This is a genomic window from Paenibacillus sp. GP183 (assembly GCF_900104695.1).
Lineage (GTDB): Bacteria > Bacillota > Bacilli > Paenibacillales > NBRC-103111 > Paenibacillus_AI.
Window position 1 is genome coordinate 2,096,533 of record NZ_FNSW01000001.1, and the last position, 15,809, is coordinate 2,112,341.

Below are 15,809 nucleotides of genomic sequence, written 5' to 3' on the forward strand. Positions count from 1 at the left end.
AACCATGTTGAAAAAGCTAAAGTACATTGCAACTGTTAGTTCCGTATTAAGTATTGCCGCATTGCTTGCAACAGGTTGTGGATCTGTGAGTACGCCCAATCAAAATGCCTCAGCAAATTCAACTTCTTCACCTGCCGCAAATTCATCCGCTCCGACTGCTTCAAGCTCATCTGCACCAACCGCTTCTCCAGCAGCAGTTAGCAAAGAACTCGTTGTCTATTCAGCAACAGGTTTTGATAAGCCCGTAGCGGATGCTTTCCAAAAGAAAACAGGCATTACAGTCAAACTTGTACAGGATTCAACAGGACCTCTGCTCGCGAGATTACAAGCTGAAAATTCTAATCCACAGTGGGATATCATATGGGCCGATGGCGCACCCAGTATGCAAGGGCTCGACAATCAGAATATGCTTTTAAAAGATTATGTACCAGCTACCTCTTCCAACTATACAGATCTGGGGAAAAAGCTGGTGCCTAGCGATAATTCGTATCATCCAGTAACCGTTACAGCTGCCGGAGCGATAGCTTATAATACACAATTAGTGAAAGATTCAGAGGTTCCAAAAGATTGGTCCGACTTATTAACTCCAACATATAAAGGCGCTTTTGCAATGAATAATCCTAGTATTTCTGGACCGACCTATACCACGGTTTTTGGCTTGATGATGCTTCAAGGCGGAATTTCCCAAGGTGAGGATTTCTTTGCAAAATTTAAAGCGAATGGCTTGACCGTATTTGATTCAAACGGTCCGACGCTGACAAACCTTCTCAAAGGAACTGTAAAGTTTGCAATCGCGCAAGACTCAGCTATCATTGCCAAGATGAAAGATAAAGCCAACCCGATAAAAATCGCTTATCCTGCATCTGGCGTTTCGACGCTAAGCAACAATATTGCGATTGATGCAAAGGCTCCTCATTTGGATGCGGCCAAACAATTTGTCGATTATGTACTAACTGTAGAGGCTCAGAAACTTGCCCAAGCTGCTGACACAGGAGATGCTGCATTTGAATCCATTATTCAAGGGGCTCCTGCTGCTGCGGGTTTGCGTCCTGACGGCATCAAGTGGAATACAGTTGATCCAATCGCAGGCGCTCAGCACGAGAACGAAGTGAAAACATGGTTTACGCAGAACATTGTTCAAAAATAAGTTAAGTAAAGCCCAGATTCAAAAGCTTCTGCTAACTTGGCCTAGCATACTCGTGCTGCTAGGCCTTGTTGCTTATCCATTGGGAACTGTACTGCTGCAAAGTTTGTTTCCTAAGCTGATGAGTCAAGGCTTTACGAATTTTTCCTTACAATCTTTCATCATTACCTTTAAAGATAATTACACGTATAGATCCATTTTGGATGCACTTTATTTGGGTGGTGCGACGGCAGCTTTAACCTCGATTTTCGGAACCTTTTTTGCTGTGCTGGTTTATCGGAAAAAGATACATGGCGAAAAATTGATTACATTATTAATTTGGCTTATTTTCTTTACTCCATCCTATCTGATTGCCGAGGGTTGGGTATTGATGATGCAGCGCAAAGGAATTTTAAGCGAGATGCTGGCTATCCCAAACGGAGGTCTGGATTGGTTCTTTACACCGGGAGGGCTTATTACAGCGATGTCTTTTCGGCTTTTTCCCGTTGTATATATTTCTGTTTTAGCGGGACTTCGCGGGTTAGGTTCCGAATATGAAGAAGCTGCAAGAACACTTGGAGCCAAATCGTTTCTAGTTTGGATGAAAATCAATGTACCGCTTCTTTTCCCATCCATTCTGGCTGGAGCTACCATAGCATTTGCAGAATCCGTCAGCGACTTTGGATTTGCATCTGCCCTTGTCCCTCAAGCGCACATTCCTTTGATTACTTATTCCATTTATACGGCTATTAATAAAACCCCAGTGAATTTTTCGCAGGTGGGCGTGCTTTCTATGGTATTGATCGGAGTGATCGCTTTAGCTTTATGGAGCCAACAATTGATCCTCGGGAAGGGCTCCTACAGTTCGATTAAAAATCAAATCCGGCCTTTCCGATTGACGAACCATAAGCCGATTGCCCTTACGATCTTTGCTTATTTTTTCTTATGTATAGCTTTTGTTTTGCCTTTAAGCGGTGAGCTCTTCAGCTCATTTATGAAAAATACCATACGTGGATTTATCGCTTCAAATTTTACATTTCAGAATTATATCGATGCATTAAAGATCGGCAGTGAATCTTATCGAGCCGTAGTAAGATCTCTGCTTCTAGCGCTAGGAACAGGAGTGTTTGCAGCATTTCTTGGTGTTGGGCTCGCCTTTGTTATTCAAAGAGGGCAGGGATTCAGCACCAGGTTCTTGTATGTGCTTACGATGTCTACACTTGCGATTCCGGGCATCGTATTAGCAGCTGGATACGTGTTTGCTTGGAACGCCTCTTATTTAGTTCCCATGCATTTAAATCTTTATGGAACGCTTGTTTGTGTGTTTTTGGCCTATTTAGCGGGTTCATTGCCTCATTCCATTCGTTTGCAAATTGCGGCCATCACACAGATTAGTCCTTCTTTACTGGATGCTGGGCAAGTCCATGGAGCAGGAATTTTCACGCTGTTCAGCAAGATTTTAATACCTTTGCTTTCTGGAACTTTGACCGCGACTATATATCTTATTTTTAGTCATCTATTATTCGAATTGCCGGCTTCCGAGCTTCTGTACCCGCCTGCCCAACAGCTTCTGCCAGTAGAAATTGTTCATTTCTATAACGAATTATTAGTGGAAAAAGGCTCCGCTCTCACCGTTCTTGGGATCGTTTTAATTTTAATTGTATATGGCATCGGTCAGCTTGTGATATACGCTTTGAAGAGGATCAAACAAATGAATTCCGAACGAATAGTTCAAGATATATTGTCTGATATCAAAGTTGGCTCAGATTTGAAGATGTCTGTTCCTAACTCGGCGATTCAAATGGATATAGAAAGGCAGGTTACTTGAATGAGCCTCCAAATTGCATCGGTCCATAAAAGATTTGGGGAAAAGCAGGTTTTATCCGGTATCCACATATCCATAGAAAAGGGCACTTTCTTGGCGCTCCTTGGACCATCAGGCTGCGGGAAAACCACCCTGCTGCAAGCTATTGCAGGTCTAACCTCCATTGACGAAGGAAAGATCATGATTGATGGGACCGTAGTATCGGAATCCGGGCGGGAAGTGCCTGCAGAGAAAAGGAATATCGGAATGGTTTTTCAGGATTTTGCCTTATGGCCGCATATGAATGTATTTGAAAATGTTGCATTTGGGCTTAAGCTGCGCGGAATAAAGGGATCCGAACTGAAAACACGTGTTGTTGAGACCCTATCTATTTTCCATATGGAAGAATATGTCGCAAGATATCCGCATGAATTATCGGGAGGGCAAAAGCAAAGAATCGCCATGGCTCGCGCCATTGCGCCTAAACCTCATTTGATTTTAATGGATGAACCGTTATCAAGTCTGGATGCGGGTCTTCGGGACGAGATGAGGTATGAATTAGTTCGAATTTTCAAAAGCTTAAACATGACGGTCGTTTATGTCACTCATGACCAAATGGAAGCCATGAGTATGGCGGATCAGATCGTCATTTTGAAAAATGGAAAATGCGAACAGATCGGGGTACCGGAATCTCTTTATTATGAGCCTGTATCAGAGTACGTAGCAAGGTTTATGGGCGCTGCGAATATCCTTCGTAAGAAGGGGGAGCCTACTGAGAGCTTTATTCGTCCGGACGACGTTCAATTGATTGAATTCGAAAGTGCCGATCAACTCCTTTCTCACCAAGACCAGATAGTTACAGGAAGGATTCTGCAATGTTCCTTTCAAGGTCATAAATATCGGTATTTTGTCGATGTTCCCGATTTTGAAAAGTCCATTGAGGTGACCTATCCGCAAAAAATCAGGATTGGAGAGCAGGTCAGACTATTCATTCCGCTTAATAAATGTCGCGAATTATAGAATTTTTGTTAGGAGTGTTTAACATGTTATTTAATTTTTATGCGATGCTGGCTAGTTTTTTAGGAACAGCTGTCGAATTTATCGAAGCATTAACTATTATTTTGGCGGTAGGAACGGTTCGCGGATGGAAAACCTCTCTATCTGGCGCTGCTGCAGCAATTTTGATTTTGCTTGCTCTGGTCTTGGGGATCGGCGAGTCACTTGTTCAAGTGATTCATATTTTTTGGGTGCAGCTTATTGTGGGTCTGTTTATGCTCTTGTTTGGCATTCGCTGGCTCAGAAAAGCTATCATGCGCTATTCAGGACTTAAAGCTTTACATAATGAAGCTGAAAGTTACCAAGAAGAATTAGATCGTCAACGCAAAGCGGGTAAAGTTAAAAGCGGGATCGATTCTTTCGGGTTTATGACAACGCTGAGCATTACTTTTCTGGAAGGAATGGAAGCGATATTTATCGTGCTCACACTGGGTTCAAGCTCAAAAGCTCCCGGTTCCACACTGATGCAATATACAATTCTAGGAGCCCTTGCAGGTATAGTCGTTGTATTGCTAACCGGAATTTTACTGCGTAAGCCTCTTTCCACAGTGCCTGAAAATACGATGAAGTTTATCGTTGGAGTCATGTTAACCAGCTTCGGCGCTTTTTGGGTAGGGGAAGCTGTCGGGGTTTCTTGGCCTCAAGCGGACCTTTCGATTATTTATATAACGATAACCTTATTACTGTTTTCATGGTTCACAGTTATTCGCGTCAAAAAACTTCTAAGTACTTCCTCTAAAACTAGTCAGTCAAACATGGGGGGCATGTAAGTTGAAAATATTATCTACCTTGTGGGGATTGCTTGTTGACGACGGACGCCTTGCGTCCATACTTTTACTTTCAATAGTCATTGGATGGGGTTTATCCCAAATGCAAAAACCGTTTCTTGCAGCCATTGTGATTTGGGCAGGGTTAATTGTCTCGCTTGCTGTTTCCATTGAACATCAATTGAACTTGAAATTGAAAAAATAAAATGACACCGGAATGAAAAAAAGGCAAGCTGGGGAGATCCCAAGTTTGCCCTTTTGCATTTCCATTGGTGAAGTCATATGGAGATGTGAAGGCAGTGAATAATGTCAGCTTCTCTATGGATGAAGAGAAGATCTATGGACTGCTGGGCAGAAATGGTGCTGGGAAGACGACGATCATGCACTCTTCTTTCTATTAGCAACTGTCATTATTGACCATATACGAAATCGTTCGGCTTCACTTGATCCGTACTTTGCAGAATCATTGATCGTTTCTTAGGATCATAATGGAAATGATATACATCAATGAAATCCTGTCCCGCCCCATATCCGCCAGTCAGTATGAGTTCCCCATTGGCTACCTTGAAGGGGCGGTGCGGCAGCTGGCTTATATTCTTCCAGATCTGTTCCGGTTTCATCTCGAATGATATCGAGAAAGCCTTCCCTTTATTTACTCCGAAAAGGTAAGTTTCGAGACCATGACAATCCGTATAACGTGGAACATACGTGAATATATCCGTATCACCCAAGCTAAATTGCTGCATGATGATGGGTGAATCATTTTGCTGCACAATTTCGAAGTCAGCTGGAAATGTCATTACTTTGATCGGAGTCCCCTGAGATTTGGATTCCCATACAACTTCATATTCTCCTGACCAATTCAGGTCAGTCTCAAGCCCATAACAGCTAGGCGCCCCCAAAGAGGCTACGCTTGCTTTGCTAGCAGGTTTCACGAGCAGCCGCCCATCCGAATGCATCCCAATTGCTCTGATCGAGTCATCTTCTTTCACTAAGTTGACCTCTATAGCTTTTGAAGACGAAATTGACGTAGACGTGGGAGGAAATGATGATGATGCAGGCGTTGGGTCAACCGACAACATAGTCGGAGATGTTCTAAGGTTTGCTGGCCTGTCTCCACAGCTCGTTAACATGAGAGCGAATAATAATATTCCCAGCGTGATAACATTCTTCATTTTTATAGTCCCCTTTACTTACTTATAAATTAACCCTATAGCAAAAAAAAGCCATTTCGAGTAGCTTTCTTCCGACGTGAACGCCAAGCTTTTCATTATTGCTTTCACTTTTATTACTTAAACGTGTATGGAAGAATTTTGTTGCACTAAACTGCCCGTTCATCAAAACAGGTGTGAAACACACAAAATATGACTTGACATAAAATTATTTATATGGTATGATTATAGGTTTTGGTGTTTACATCTGCATTATTTATCGTTAGGATAAAGATTAAGACCCCGGCCGGGTATCTTCCATCCTTCAAAGGAGTGAGAACTTTAGTGCGTATTGATCAAGGTATTGTTATGCTCTCTATCTCAACCCAAATACTGGGCCGTACAGATACAGTCCATCCGGTTCTGCTATGGGACAATCATGACATTGTGCTTGCGGATACGGGTTTTCCAGGTCAGACCAAACAACTCTACTCCGCAGCGGACTCCAATGGAGTAGATTTGGACCGGCTGAACAGAATCATAATCACGCATCAAGACATTGATCATATCGGTAATCTACAAGTCTTAGTTGAGGGCTCATCCTCACGAATCGAAGTGTCGGCACATGTGATCGAGAAGCCATACGTTCAGGGGGATAGAAGACTTCTCCGGTTTACGGACGATGCGATTGCTCGTATTGATATGCTTCCTGACCACGTGCCGGAGTCCTTCCGGAAAGGGCTCAAAGCAATAATGCTTCATCCGCCGCGGGCCGCAGTCGATCTTGTTATCGCCGATGGCGAGCGTCTTCCATGGTGCGGAGGAATCATTGTTATCGATACGCCAGGCCATACGTCAGGACATATTAGTCTTTTTCATGAACCGTCACGCACCTTGATTGCTGGGGATGCTCTCATGGTAAGGGATAACCAGCTATGGGGACCGGATCCCGAGACGACGCTAGATCGGCAGGCCGCTCAAGCTTCTATCGTAAAGCTGTCCTCCTTCGACATCGAATCGGTTATATGTTATCATGGCGGTTTATTTAGAGACAATGTCATGGAGCGGCTGGCAGAGCTTGCAACCGAAGGCGTATAGAGTCGACTTTAACCTAGTGATAAAGCCATTGACAAAAAAAGAGATCCACAGCAACAGCTGTGGATCTTAAGTTTATATATTTTAAAAGGGGGTCGAGTTTTATTATAAGCTTTGTTCATTATCGCAGTGTAAACGGCTTATTTCATTTTGATTACAAATGCCGCTGGAACTGGCTAAAAGTAAGCTAGAGCTTGGGATTACGTGATAACGATAGTTGAAGAAAGATAATCGTATTTGTAAGCGGATTCTTTATCTAATTTATTAGCATTTATCAATTTTTTAATAAATCGTAAGCCTTTACAGTTACCTCATGAAAGAGTAACATTCAATGGGTATAAATTGCATAATGTAATTTTCGCTGAATTTTCTTATCGAAAAACGGGGGAACCAATTTTCTTGGGGTGAATGAGGGTATAGTTACTGTACTTTCTAGGGCAATTCTCGCTGTCCGAATCCGCCAGTTAACCTCGTAAGCGATCGTGGGGAGGACCAGACATGTATACATCACAGGGTCTAGCCTTGTGTTTTTTTGTGCTTTCAAGGATTAAATATCCAGATATACATAACAAGAGCTTTATGGAGGAGTACCCATGACAAGTGATTCACTAAGAAAGATCTTTCTTGGCAAACCATTGAAATCAAGTGAGATTGAGTCAGAAAAAATGCCTACATGGAAGGCTTTGCCGATATTATCATCAGATGCCCTTTCCTCTGTAGCTTACGGTACCGAACAAATCCTGCTCGAGCTCGCTTTGGTAGGTGTAGCGGCTTTTTCCTTTTCGCTGCCGATTGCATTAGCCATTATATTACTTATTGCGATTTTAGTTATCAGTTATCGCTATGTCATTGATGCCTATCCGCAAGGCGGCGGAGCTTATATGGTATCTAAAGAAAATTTAGGTATGATATGGGGTAGATTGGCAGGTGTTTCTCTCCTCATCGACTATACATTAACTGTTGCCGTATCCATCTCAGCTGGTGTGATGGCTATCACTTCTGCGTTTCCAAGTACAGTGAATTATATAGTTCCTATTGCGATTGTATTGGTGTGGTTTATGGTTTTAATGAACCTGCGCGGCACATCAGAATCAGGTACTTTATTTGCACTGCCAACGTATCTATTCATTTTCTGTATGCTTGCCCTGGTTGGAAAAGGTACTTGGGATTTATTAATGGGTACCCCTAGCAATATGCATACTCTCCATCTTCCACCCGCCATACCTAGCGGTCTTACCTTATTTGTACTGCTTAGAGCTTTCTCTTCTGGATGTTCAGCAGTTACAGGAATAGAAGCCATTTCAAATACCGTCCCGAACTTTAAAACTCCCAGCCAGAAAAATGCAAAAAACACACTCGTTATCTTGGCTGTCTTGTTAGCGATTATTTTTGGCGGGGTGACCATACTTGCATTAGCTTATGGAGTCGAACCCGACCAAAATGGCCACACATCCGTTTTATCTATGGTGACGGAGCAAGCCTTTGGTCGAGGCGGCATGTATTTCATCACTCAAATCGGAACGATGCTCATCCTTACATTGGCTGCAAATACGAGCTTTAACGGCTTTCCCGTTCTTGCATCTATTATGGCTATGGATAAAAACTTTCCTAGAATGTTTTCTCATCGAGGCGATCGTTTAGCATACAATTACGGGATCATAACATTGGGTGTTCTGTCGAGTCTCTTATTAATTGCCTTCAAGGGAAAAACAGATCTCCTGATACCGCTCTATGCGATTGGTGTCTTTCTATCATTTACGTTATCGCAAACCGGATTAGTCTTAAAGTGGTTACGTGAAAAACAAAAAGGTTGGATCATTAAAATATTGATAAATGGAATCGGAGCCATTGTAACCTTTGCAGTTGTAATCATTTTTAGCATAACAAAATTTACGGAAGGTGCATGGATTGTCATTATTATCACTCCCATCATGTTGTGGATGATTACGAAAGTGTACAACCATTATGAAGATGTTGCCAATGAATTAAGAATTTGTTTAGATGATCCCTTACCTGAAAAAGAATCCGTTATTATTATACCTATTGCAGGGATACATCGTGTCGTTGCTTCCACGATTGCTTACGCAAAAACGTTGACACCGAATGTCATTGCTTTTTATGTGACCTATTCGGATGAAGATGAGCAAAAGATGGAGGAAAAATGGAAGAAATGGAATCCTGGCGTAAGGCTCATCGTTTTTAAATCACGTTATCGTTCACTATTGAAGCCATTAGAGGAATTTATTGAGCGAGTCCAAACACATGTTGAAGAGAAACAAACCGTGATGGTTATGCTGCCCCAATTTGTGGCCAGCAAATGGTGGCATCGTTTGTTGCACAACCAATCCGCGAAACGCATTCGCTCCAAGCTTCAAGCCAACAAAGATATTGTAGTTACGATTGTGCCTTACCATCTGCATGAATAACAAACATTTATATTTTTTCCGGCGATTCTAAACCAATCAACTTTAATCCATTTCGCAAAGTGATCTTAACGCATTTAACCAAAGCAAGGCGGGCTTCGCGCACGGACACATTGTCGACGAGGATTGGACATTCATGATAAAAGCGATTGAACGCTTGTGCAAGATCAATAAGATACCTGCTTATGATTGAAGGCTCCAGCTTTTGCATCGCCGATTCTATACGCTCGCTAAACATGGAAAGCTCCTTCAGTAAATTTATGGTCGGATCATTGATAAGATGCTCAGAACTAACTTCCATTTCAACTATTAATGTGCCAAATTGATTAACAGCTTTGGCTAGGACGCTTGATGCGCGCGCATGCGAATATTGTACATATGGACCCGTTTCTCCTTCGAAGTTTAACGCTTCTTCCCAAGAGAAAACGATATCCTTAATTCGATTTGTGCTCAAATCGTTAAAAATGACTGCCCCGACGCCAACCTGTCGCGCGACCTCATCCATATTTTCCATATCGGGGTTTCTAGCCTCCATGATGGTTTTTGTTTTAGCTATGGATTGCTGCAAGACATCTTCAAGCTTCACAATATTTCCTTTACGTGTAGAAAGACTCATTCCTTCCAAGCTTACACGTCCAAAAGCAACATGAATGAGATCATTTGACCATTCATGCCCCATTAGCTCGATAATCTTAAACCATTGTTGAAAATGATGGTTCTGCGCGTAGTCGGTCACATAGATTGCTTTGTCAAATCTGTATGTTTCTTTTCTATAGATTGCAGCGGTTATATCACGTGTATGATACAACGAACTACCATCCTTTTTTAGGATTAAAGCCGGCGCCATTTCAAAGGCATCCAATCTTACTAACCAAGCACCTTGATCTTCTTCAAGCAGGTCTTTTTCCTTAAGTTTTTCCACTACTGCTCCCATTTTATCGTTATAGAAGCTCTCTCCAGTATATGAATCAAAGTGAACACCCAGGAGCTGATAAATACGTTTAAATTCCTTCATGCTAATGTCAACAAACCAATGCCATAAACGCAGCGCCTCTTGATCGCCTTGTTCCAATTTTACAAACCAAGCACGAGCTTGATCCTCAAGTAAAGGATTATGCTCCGATTCGTCGTGGAATTTAACATAAAGACGAAGAAGTTCATCAATCCCGCCAATTTCCACATCATTCGAATTTCCCCACAATTCATAAGCAACGATCAGCTTTCCAAACTGCGTACCCCAATCCCCTAGATGATTGATTCCGATACAGGTATAACCTTGAAACGAATAAATCCGATATAACGCATTTCCAATGACTGTGGACCGAAGGTGGGCCACATGAAAGGGTTTTGCTATGTTCGGTGATGAAAAGTCAATGACCACAGTCTTACCTTTTCCAGCGTCTTGAGAGCCATATTGATCTCCCTGGGACAGAATGGTTTTAACGATGGTTTCTGCAAAACGTTCATTATTCAAGTAAAAATTAAGATATCCAGATACCGACTCGACACGTTGGATTTCATCCATTTTTATATGCTGCTTTATATCATCAGCTATTGCTTGTGGTGCCTTTCGAAGCTTTTTACTTAGTATAAAACAAGGCAATGATAAGTCACCCATCTCGGAATTAGGCGGATATTCAATTAATGCAGCAATGTCTTTCTCTGTAAAACCATCCAATATGGACGATACCTCTTTGGCAATCAGCATTTTATAATTTTTCATGTTTGCCACACTCCTTTTGTAGGCTGCGAAATGGTAAAACCGTTTATCAACATAAAAAACCCTCGCCTCTATATAAGAGACGAGAGCCTAGCTAGTTCCCGTGGTGCCACTCTAATGTGTTAAACGAATCGTTTAACCACTCAATATTGATAACGGTCATGGACCGGATTTGCCTACTGTCCTTTTTCAGCAAACCATTTCTCGGGTCCGATTCCTCCATGAGAGACGTACCGGCTTCCACCAACCCGGCTCGCTTTGACTGTTCGTCATGGAATACTATCCCGTTCATTAACGTTTTACATTATTTTCTTAAAAGTTACGGTATCACAAAAACGGTTGGATAGCAAGATACCCGGAAGCTACCATCATAAGCGAGCTTAGCCGCTATTGTATAGCGTTAGAATGAAAACTCTATTAATTGAAAAACTCCATATGTTCTTTTTCCAGTTGATAATAATCCAATCTGTCTTGCAATGTACCTGTATGGAATTCGAACTTATGACCATCTGGATCTGTAAAGTAAATAGATTTTTTATCTTTTTCATCTCTTGGACGACCTGAAAGGATGTTTACATTCAATTTCTTTAGCTTCTCATACATTTTAACAAAGTCTGCTTCTTCTATTGAAAAAGCTATGTGAGTGTACGATTCGGTTATTTCATTACGAGGAATATCTTTTTCTACATTCAAGGCAAGCCATATACCATTTAAATCGAAATAGGCAGTACTTCTCCCTTTAACTAACAGCTTTGCATCAAAAACGCCTTCATAAAACTCAATAGATCTCTCTAAATTAGATACTGAAAACAAAAAATGGTTCAAACCTTTTACAGTCACTCCATCACCTCAAAATTTACTTATGTGCTTTAACATAGTTATCATACCATTCTCTACCTGAAACCCACTTTTTAGTAGCAGGATTCTCTTTAAGTATTTCAGAACAGGCGATTGCCATAATATATTCTTCTAATCCATTTTTATTGTTATCAGCAAATTTGTTGAGAATATAATTTAAAGACTTTTCTCCTTGCAAAACAATGTATTTGTAATCCTTATTACTATCTATAACCTTCAAATAGTCATATGGATTAGAGGATATTGATACATTATAATCCTTTGGGTTAGAAATATTGTTGAGTTTTCCATCGATTGTTTGCTCAAAGTTTTTATCCGTTGAAGCTTTCTTTGCAGTATTACTGCATCCAATCAAACTAACTACAAATAAAACAGTGAGACATACAACCATCACGTTCATTAATCTTTTTCTTTTACTCATAAACTTCTCCTTTCTTTTATTTAGAAGAAAATATTTTGTAGCTTAACAAATAGTATTGAGCTGTTGCGGTATCATTTTTTAGAATTAATTCAACGTTATCTTTATTGGGTCTGCAGATAACAACTGTGATCTCAAAAAAGGTTGCTCCATGCATAGCATCGACCGGACTTGCTTTCTTATCTTTGCGTTTTACGGTTACTCGTTCGTTGATTAAAGTAATTCGACTGCAGCCAAATTGTGGATATTTTTCTTTGTAGATATCTTTAAGGGAGGACACAATAACGGAATGCAATTGTTGCAATAGTGCGTTTTCAATTAGAATTTCCCTTGGCTCTGCGAAGGCTTTAGATGAAAAAATTGTCATCAAAAAACAAAATAATATCAAGAGTTTATTGGCCAATTTGCTGCTCACTTTGTCACCCAGTCATTTTTGGGTTATTATGACCAGTTCATTTATGATTATGCTCGCTTTAAAAGCGTCTTAATTCTCCATAATATATTTATTCAAGAAGTCGTTTTGGAACTTTCCTTGGGGGTCGTAGTGAAGGATTAGTTGTCGAAAGTCAGACAGTTTCACGTAGAGCGATTGCAGCCGGGCTGGCGACATGGCAAACAGCTTGCCCCAATGTGGTCGAGCATGGAAAGGCGCAAGCTGCTCCTCAATGATCGGCAACACTTGTTGAACTGCTCCCCAATTGGCTTTCCATGTAAAATGGATAGCAACCGACTCCTGCTTGTAACAGGGACTCATCCACAAATTGTCTTCTGCAATCGTGCGAACCTCGGAAACATGAAGGAGTGGCGATATGTACTCCCGCAGCCTGTCAATCGCACACAATGCCTGATAGGCATCTTGGCGCGATACGAAATACTCGCTTTGCAGCTCTTCACCAGAGCTTGGGGTGAAATCCATGCGAAAATGCGGCAGTCGTTCGTACCATGGTCCCGAAATGCCCATCTGTTCGTTGCAATTCTCCGCTGTGTGACCTGGTACTGGGTGTCGATGCGCGGTTGCTCGTGTCGCGCCGAAAAACTCAGGTTCCACCTGATCAGAGGCTTGAGCTGTTATTCTCTTTTTTTGCCAGACTTGATTGAACATCGCATTCTTCCAATCCGTGAATAGACTGACACTGTAAGCACTGGAGAAAATATCGTCGAAGTGCTCTTTAAGATGCACCAGAGGCAAGTTGTCGTAAACGTACTGACTCATCTGAAAAACCGGGATCACATCCAGTGTGATTTTCGTGACTACGCCTAATCCTCCAAGTCCAACTATCGCTCCTTCGATAACACCGTCTTGCTGTTCACGGGAGAACTCGACCGCCTCCCCATCGGCTTTGACGACCTCTAGGGAATGAACCGCTGTAGCAAGATTTCCGTTCAGATCACCGGAACCATGCGTTGCCGTTGCACATGCACCTGCTACGGTAATGTGCGGCAGCGAAGCCATATTGTGCAGCGCATAGCCGTTGCTGTGAAGATATTGGCCCAGCTCTCCATACCTGATTCCGGCTTCAACCGTTACCTTGTTGCGCGCATGGTCTATGGCCGTCACTCGGTTAAGCTTCTGCAGCGAGAGAAGGCTTTCGGTAGAATCGGCGATCCCATTAAACGAGTGGCGCGTGCCAAGCACTTTTATTCGTCCGCTGCGAGCCACCAATTCTTGTACCTGTCCTACGTTCTCCGGAACATGGAGTTCCGAGGCGCTATACCTGTAATTACCTGCCCAGTTTCGATCATTTTCCACATCATCACACTCCTTGCCAGACTAATCCGGATAAAAACTAATTGTTCAATTGAGATATAGGCTCTTTCTGATACAGGAAGTTCTATAAAGTCCTTGGTCGCATGCTCATCATCAAGCATCAACGATACTTTTTATCCATTATTATACAATGTTCGGTACTCTAGGCGCTAGCCAGCGACCGCCAAGCTTCAGCGAAAAAAATAGAGATGACCATAATCTTGGATCGGGTTTTAAGGATTAGTGAGGAAAACTCACAAATAATAAGCCAAGCCTCAGTATTTTTCAACAATATCTTAATATGACTAGTTATAGTGATTAAAAGCTCATTATTAGTGAACCAATTATTCATGAGAATAACCTTATTAAATAAAACAGATAGAGTTCAGTTCCTTTGCCAATAAAAAGAGACAGTCCTGTTATAAAGGACTGTCTGTCTCTAAGACAAGGTTTTCAGTATTCAACTTTCAATAACTGGGCTTTTAAAGCCTGAACCTGCTCATCTGACATTCCGATAGAAAGTAAATAGCCTTCGGAATCGCCGTACTGGCTTTCTATATGGTTCAGCATATCCATCATATTAATTGGATCGCTCCCCAGAAAGTTCTCGTATATTTCTTCGGGCACTGAAGAAGGGCGATCGCTCCGCAGCTCTTCCATAATCGGAGCTATACAGGAAGCCGTAAGCGCGTAGTCTTCCCTAATCGTCTCATGCGGGACGCCAGCAAGATCCAGCAAAAGAGCCGCAACAATGCCAGTCTTATCTTTACCTGCCGCACAATGAAAAAGAGTCGCTTGATCAGTCCGATCGGCCAGCAAACTGAACACTTGAAGTAACTCAGCCTTGGAACCCTCAAGAATGTTGATGTATAAGTCTCCCAAACTATGAATTTGTGCATTGCCCACAGCCGATGGGTTGATCAAGCTGACATTATGATAGTTCACTTTGTCAGAATCGGCGAACACATTCTTTTTCTCCTCAAGCTCCCTGGTATGTCGCAAGTCGATTACTGTGCGGACGCCCTTGTTCACAAGAGCACCGTGGCTCTCCTCGGTTAGCTTATGTAATCCGTCCGCCCGGAATAAAACTCCCCAACGAGTCGTTCGCCCGTCTTTGGTGAGATAGCCGCCCAAGTCTCGTACATTATATGCGCCTTCAATCTGAAGGACTCGCTGTTCGTTTGCCGAATGTTTATACATTAATTAATCCACCTTTTCAAAGAAATCTATCATATATCAAAATGTTTGACTCAATCCTTAATCATTATGCAGATTGTATGTAAGTTGTATATTATCGTGATTTTGAGTTTTTGTTAATAATTTTACTATCTCTTCTTGAAGGGAAAGAAAAAACGAAAACCGTTAATGTATGATCACTTATTAAAAATGTTAATACTAAGAAAATCAATTAAGAACATTTTCTGGAGGCGAGGTCTATGGATTACAAAGCTGCGGAGCTCACTAATGAAGAAATCGAACGCCTTAAACAATTGGAACAAGATTTGGCAAAGACCGCGGGTGAAAACATTGTCGTTATCGCCTATACGAAGGAGCAAGCGGATATTGTAGACACTTCAAAAAATTCATAAACCGACAACGTTATTCGAGTGTCACTTCACCGACCATCTGATAAAGTGTATGTAAATG

Annotated in this window: 15 protein-coding genes, 1 pseudogene, 1 riboswitch and 1 other annotated feature; of the genes and pseudogenes, 9 read left to right on the forward strand and 7 right to left on the reverse strand. The window is 41.8% G+C overall.

Annotation, left to right across the window (positions count from 1 at the left end; translation table 11 throughout):
* Positions 1-4: 4 nt before the first annotated feature.
* The 6 genes and pseudogenes from BLV33_RS10430 to BLV33_RS28740 all read left to right on the forward strand — a co-directional run.
* Positions 5-1,147 carry an ABC transporter substrate-binding protein gene (locus tag BLV33_RS10430; protein WP_171909095.1) on the forward strand — a complete coding sequence of 381 codons (1,143 nt, stop codon included), beginning with the start codon at positions 5-7 and terminating at the stop codon, positions 1,145-1,147.
* Positions 1,134-2,951, forward strand: coding sequence for an ABC transporter permease (locus BLV33_RS10435; protein ID WP_090790758.1), 1,818 nt, complete (start codon positions 1,134-1,136; stop codon positions 2,949-2,951). Before BLV33_RS10430 ends, BLV33_RS10435 begins: the two co-directional genes overlap by 14 nt.
* Positions 2,952-3,947 (forward strand): ABC transporter ATP-binding protein, encoded by a 996-nt coding sequence (locus tag BLV33_RS10440; protein WP_090790760.1) that lies wholly within the window; start codon positions 2,952-2,954, stop codon positions 3,945-3,947. It begins immediately after the preceding gene.
* 23 nt (positions 3,948-3,970) lie between these two features.
* The gene (locus tag BLV33_RS10445) at positions 3,971-4,753 is read left to right on the forward strand and encodes a COG4280 domain-containing protein (protein ID WP_090790762.1); all 783 of its coding nucleotides are present in this window, start codon (positions 3,971-3,973) and stop codon (positions 4,751-4,753) included.
* A gap of 1 nt (position 4,754) precedes the next feature.
* Entirely contained in the window at positions 4,755-4,955 is a 201-nt protein-coding gene (locus tag BLV33_RS10450; RefSeq protein ID WP_090790765.1) for a hypothetical protein, read from the forward strand.
* A 64-nt stretch (positions 4,956-5,019) separates the two neighbouring features.
* A pseudogene (locus BLV33_RS28740) lies at positions 5,020-5,136 on the forward strand (ATP-binding cassette domain-containing protein); the annotation flags it as partial.
* Between the two features lie 24 nt (positions 5,137-5,160).
* Here the strand turns inward: BLV33_RS28740 and BLV33_RS10460 are convergent.
* Positions 5,161-5,742: a hypothetical protein gene (locus BLV33_RS10460; protein ID WP_090790767.1), complete on the reverse strand. Its 582-nt coding sequence runs from the start codon at positions 5,740-5,742 to the stop codon at positions 5,161-5,163.
* Between the two features lie 504 nt (positions 5,743-6,246).
* On the opposite strand from BLV33_RS10460, the gene BLV33_RS10465 reads away from it, so the two are divergent.
* Together BLV33_RS10465 and BLV33_RS10470 are read left to right on the forward strand one after the other, a co-directional pair.
* The gene (locus BLV33_RS10465; RefSeq protein WP_253187024.1) at positions 6,247-6,999 is read left to right on the forward strand and encodes an MBL fold metallo-hydrolase; all 753 of its coding nucleotides are present in this window, start codon (positions 6,247-6,249) and stop codon (positions 6,997-6,999) included.
* Between the two features lie 346 nt (positions 7,000-7,345).
* Positions 7,346-7,491: riboswitch (cyclic di-AMP (ydaO/yuaA leader) on the forward strand.
* 98 nt (positions 7,492-7,589) lie between these two features.
* Positions 7,590-9,422, forward strand: coding sequence for an APC family permease (locus BLV33_RS10470; protein ID WP_090790770.1), 1,833 nt, complete (start codon positions 7,590-7,592; stop codon positions 9,420-9,422).
* Between the two features lie 7 nt (positions 9,423-9,429).
* Here the strand turns inward: BLV33_RS10470 and argS are convergent, their stop codons facing one another.
* The 6 genes from argS to BLV33_RS10500 all read right to left on the reverse strand — a co-directional run bounded on the left by argS (position 9,430) and on the right by BLV33_RS10500 (position 15,362).
* A complete protein-coding gene (argS, locus tag BLV33_RS10475) occupies positions 9,430-11,142 on the reverse strand; it encodes an arginine--tRNA ligase (protein ID WP_090790773.1) in 1,713 nt (570 codons plus the stop codon).
* 72 nt (positions 11,143-11,214) lie between these two features.
* Positions 11,215-11,440 (reverse strand) — a binding site (T-box leader).
* Between the two features lie 116 nt (positions 11,441-11,556).
* A complete protein-coding gene (gene fosM, locus BLV33_RS10480) occupies positions 11,557-11,979 on the reverse strand; it encodes a FosM family fosfomycin resistance protein (protein ID WP_090790775.1) in 423 nt (140 codons plus the stop codon).
* A 16-nt stretch (positions 11,980-11,995) separates the two neighbouring features.
* Positions 11,996-12,418, reverse strand: a complete 423-nt coding sequence (locus BLV33_RS10485; RefSeq protein ID WP_090790777.1) for a hypothetical protein — start codon at positions 12,416-12,418, stop codon at positions 11,996-11,998.
* 16 nt (positions 12,419-12,434) lie between these two features.
* Positions 12,435-12,830, reverse strand: a complete 396-nt coding sequence (locus tag BLV33_RS10490) for a hypothetical protein (RefSeq protein ID WP_253187025.1) — start codon at positions 12,828-12,830, stop codon at positions 12,435-12,437.
* Positions 12,831-12,899: 69 nt separating this feature from the next.
* Positions 12,900-14,165, reverse strand: coding sequence for an FAD-binding protein (locus BLV33_RS10495; protein WP_090790779.1), 1,266 nt, complete (start codon positions 14,163-14,165; stop codon positions 12,900-12,902).
* 450 nt (positions 14,166-14,615) lie between these two features.
* Positions 14,616-15,362 (reverse strand): tyrosine-protein phosphatase, encoded by a 747-nt coding sequence (locus tag BLV33_RS10500; protein ID WP_090790782.1) that lies wholly within the window; start codon positions 15,360-15,362, stop codon positions 14,616-14,618.
* 236 nt (positions 15,363-15,598) lie between these two features.
* Here BLV33_RS10500 and BLV33_RS29280 point away from each other — a divergent pair, with 236 nt between their 5' ends.
* Positions 15,599-15,751 carry a hypothetical protein gene (locus tag BLV33_RS29280; RefSeq protein ID WP_171909096.1) on the forward strand — a complete coding sequence of 51 codons (153 nt, stop codon included), beginning with the start codon at positions 15,599-15,601 and terminating at the stop codon, positions 15,749-15,751.
* The last annotated feature ends 58 nt before the right edge of the window (positions 15,752-15,809 follow it).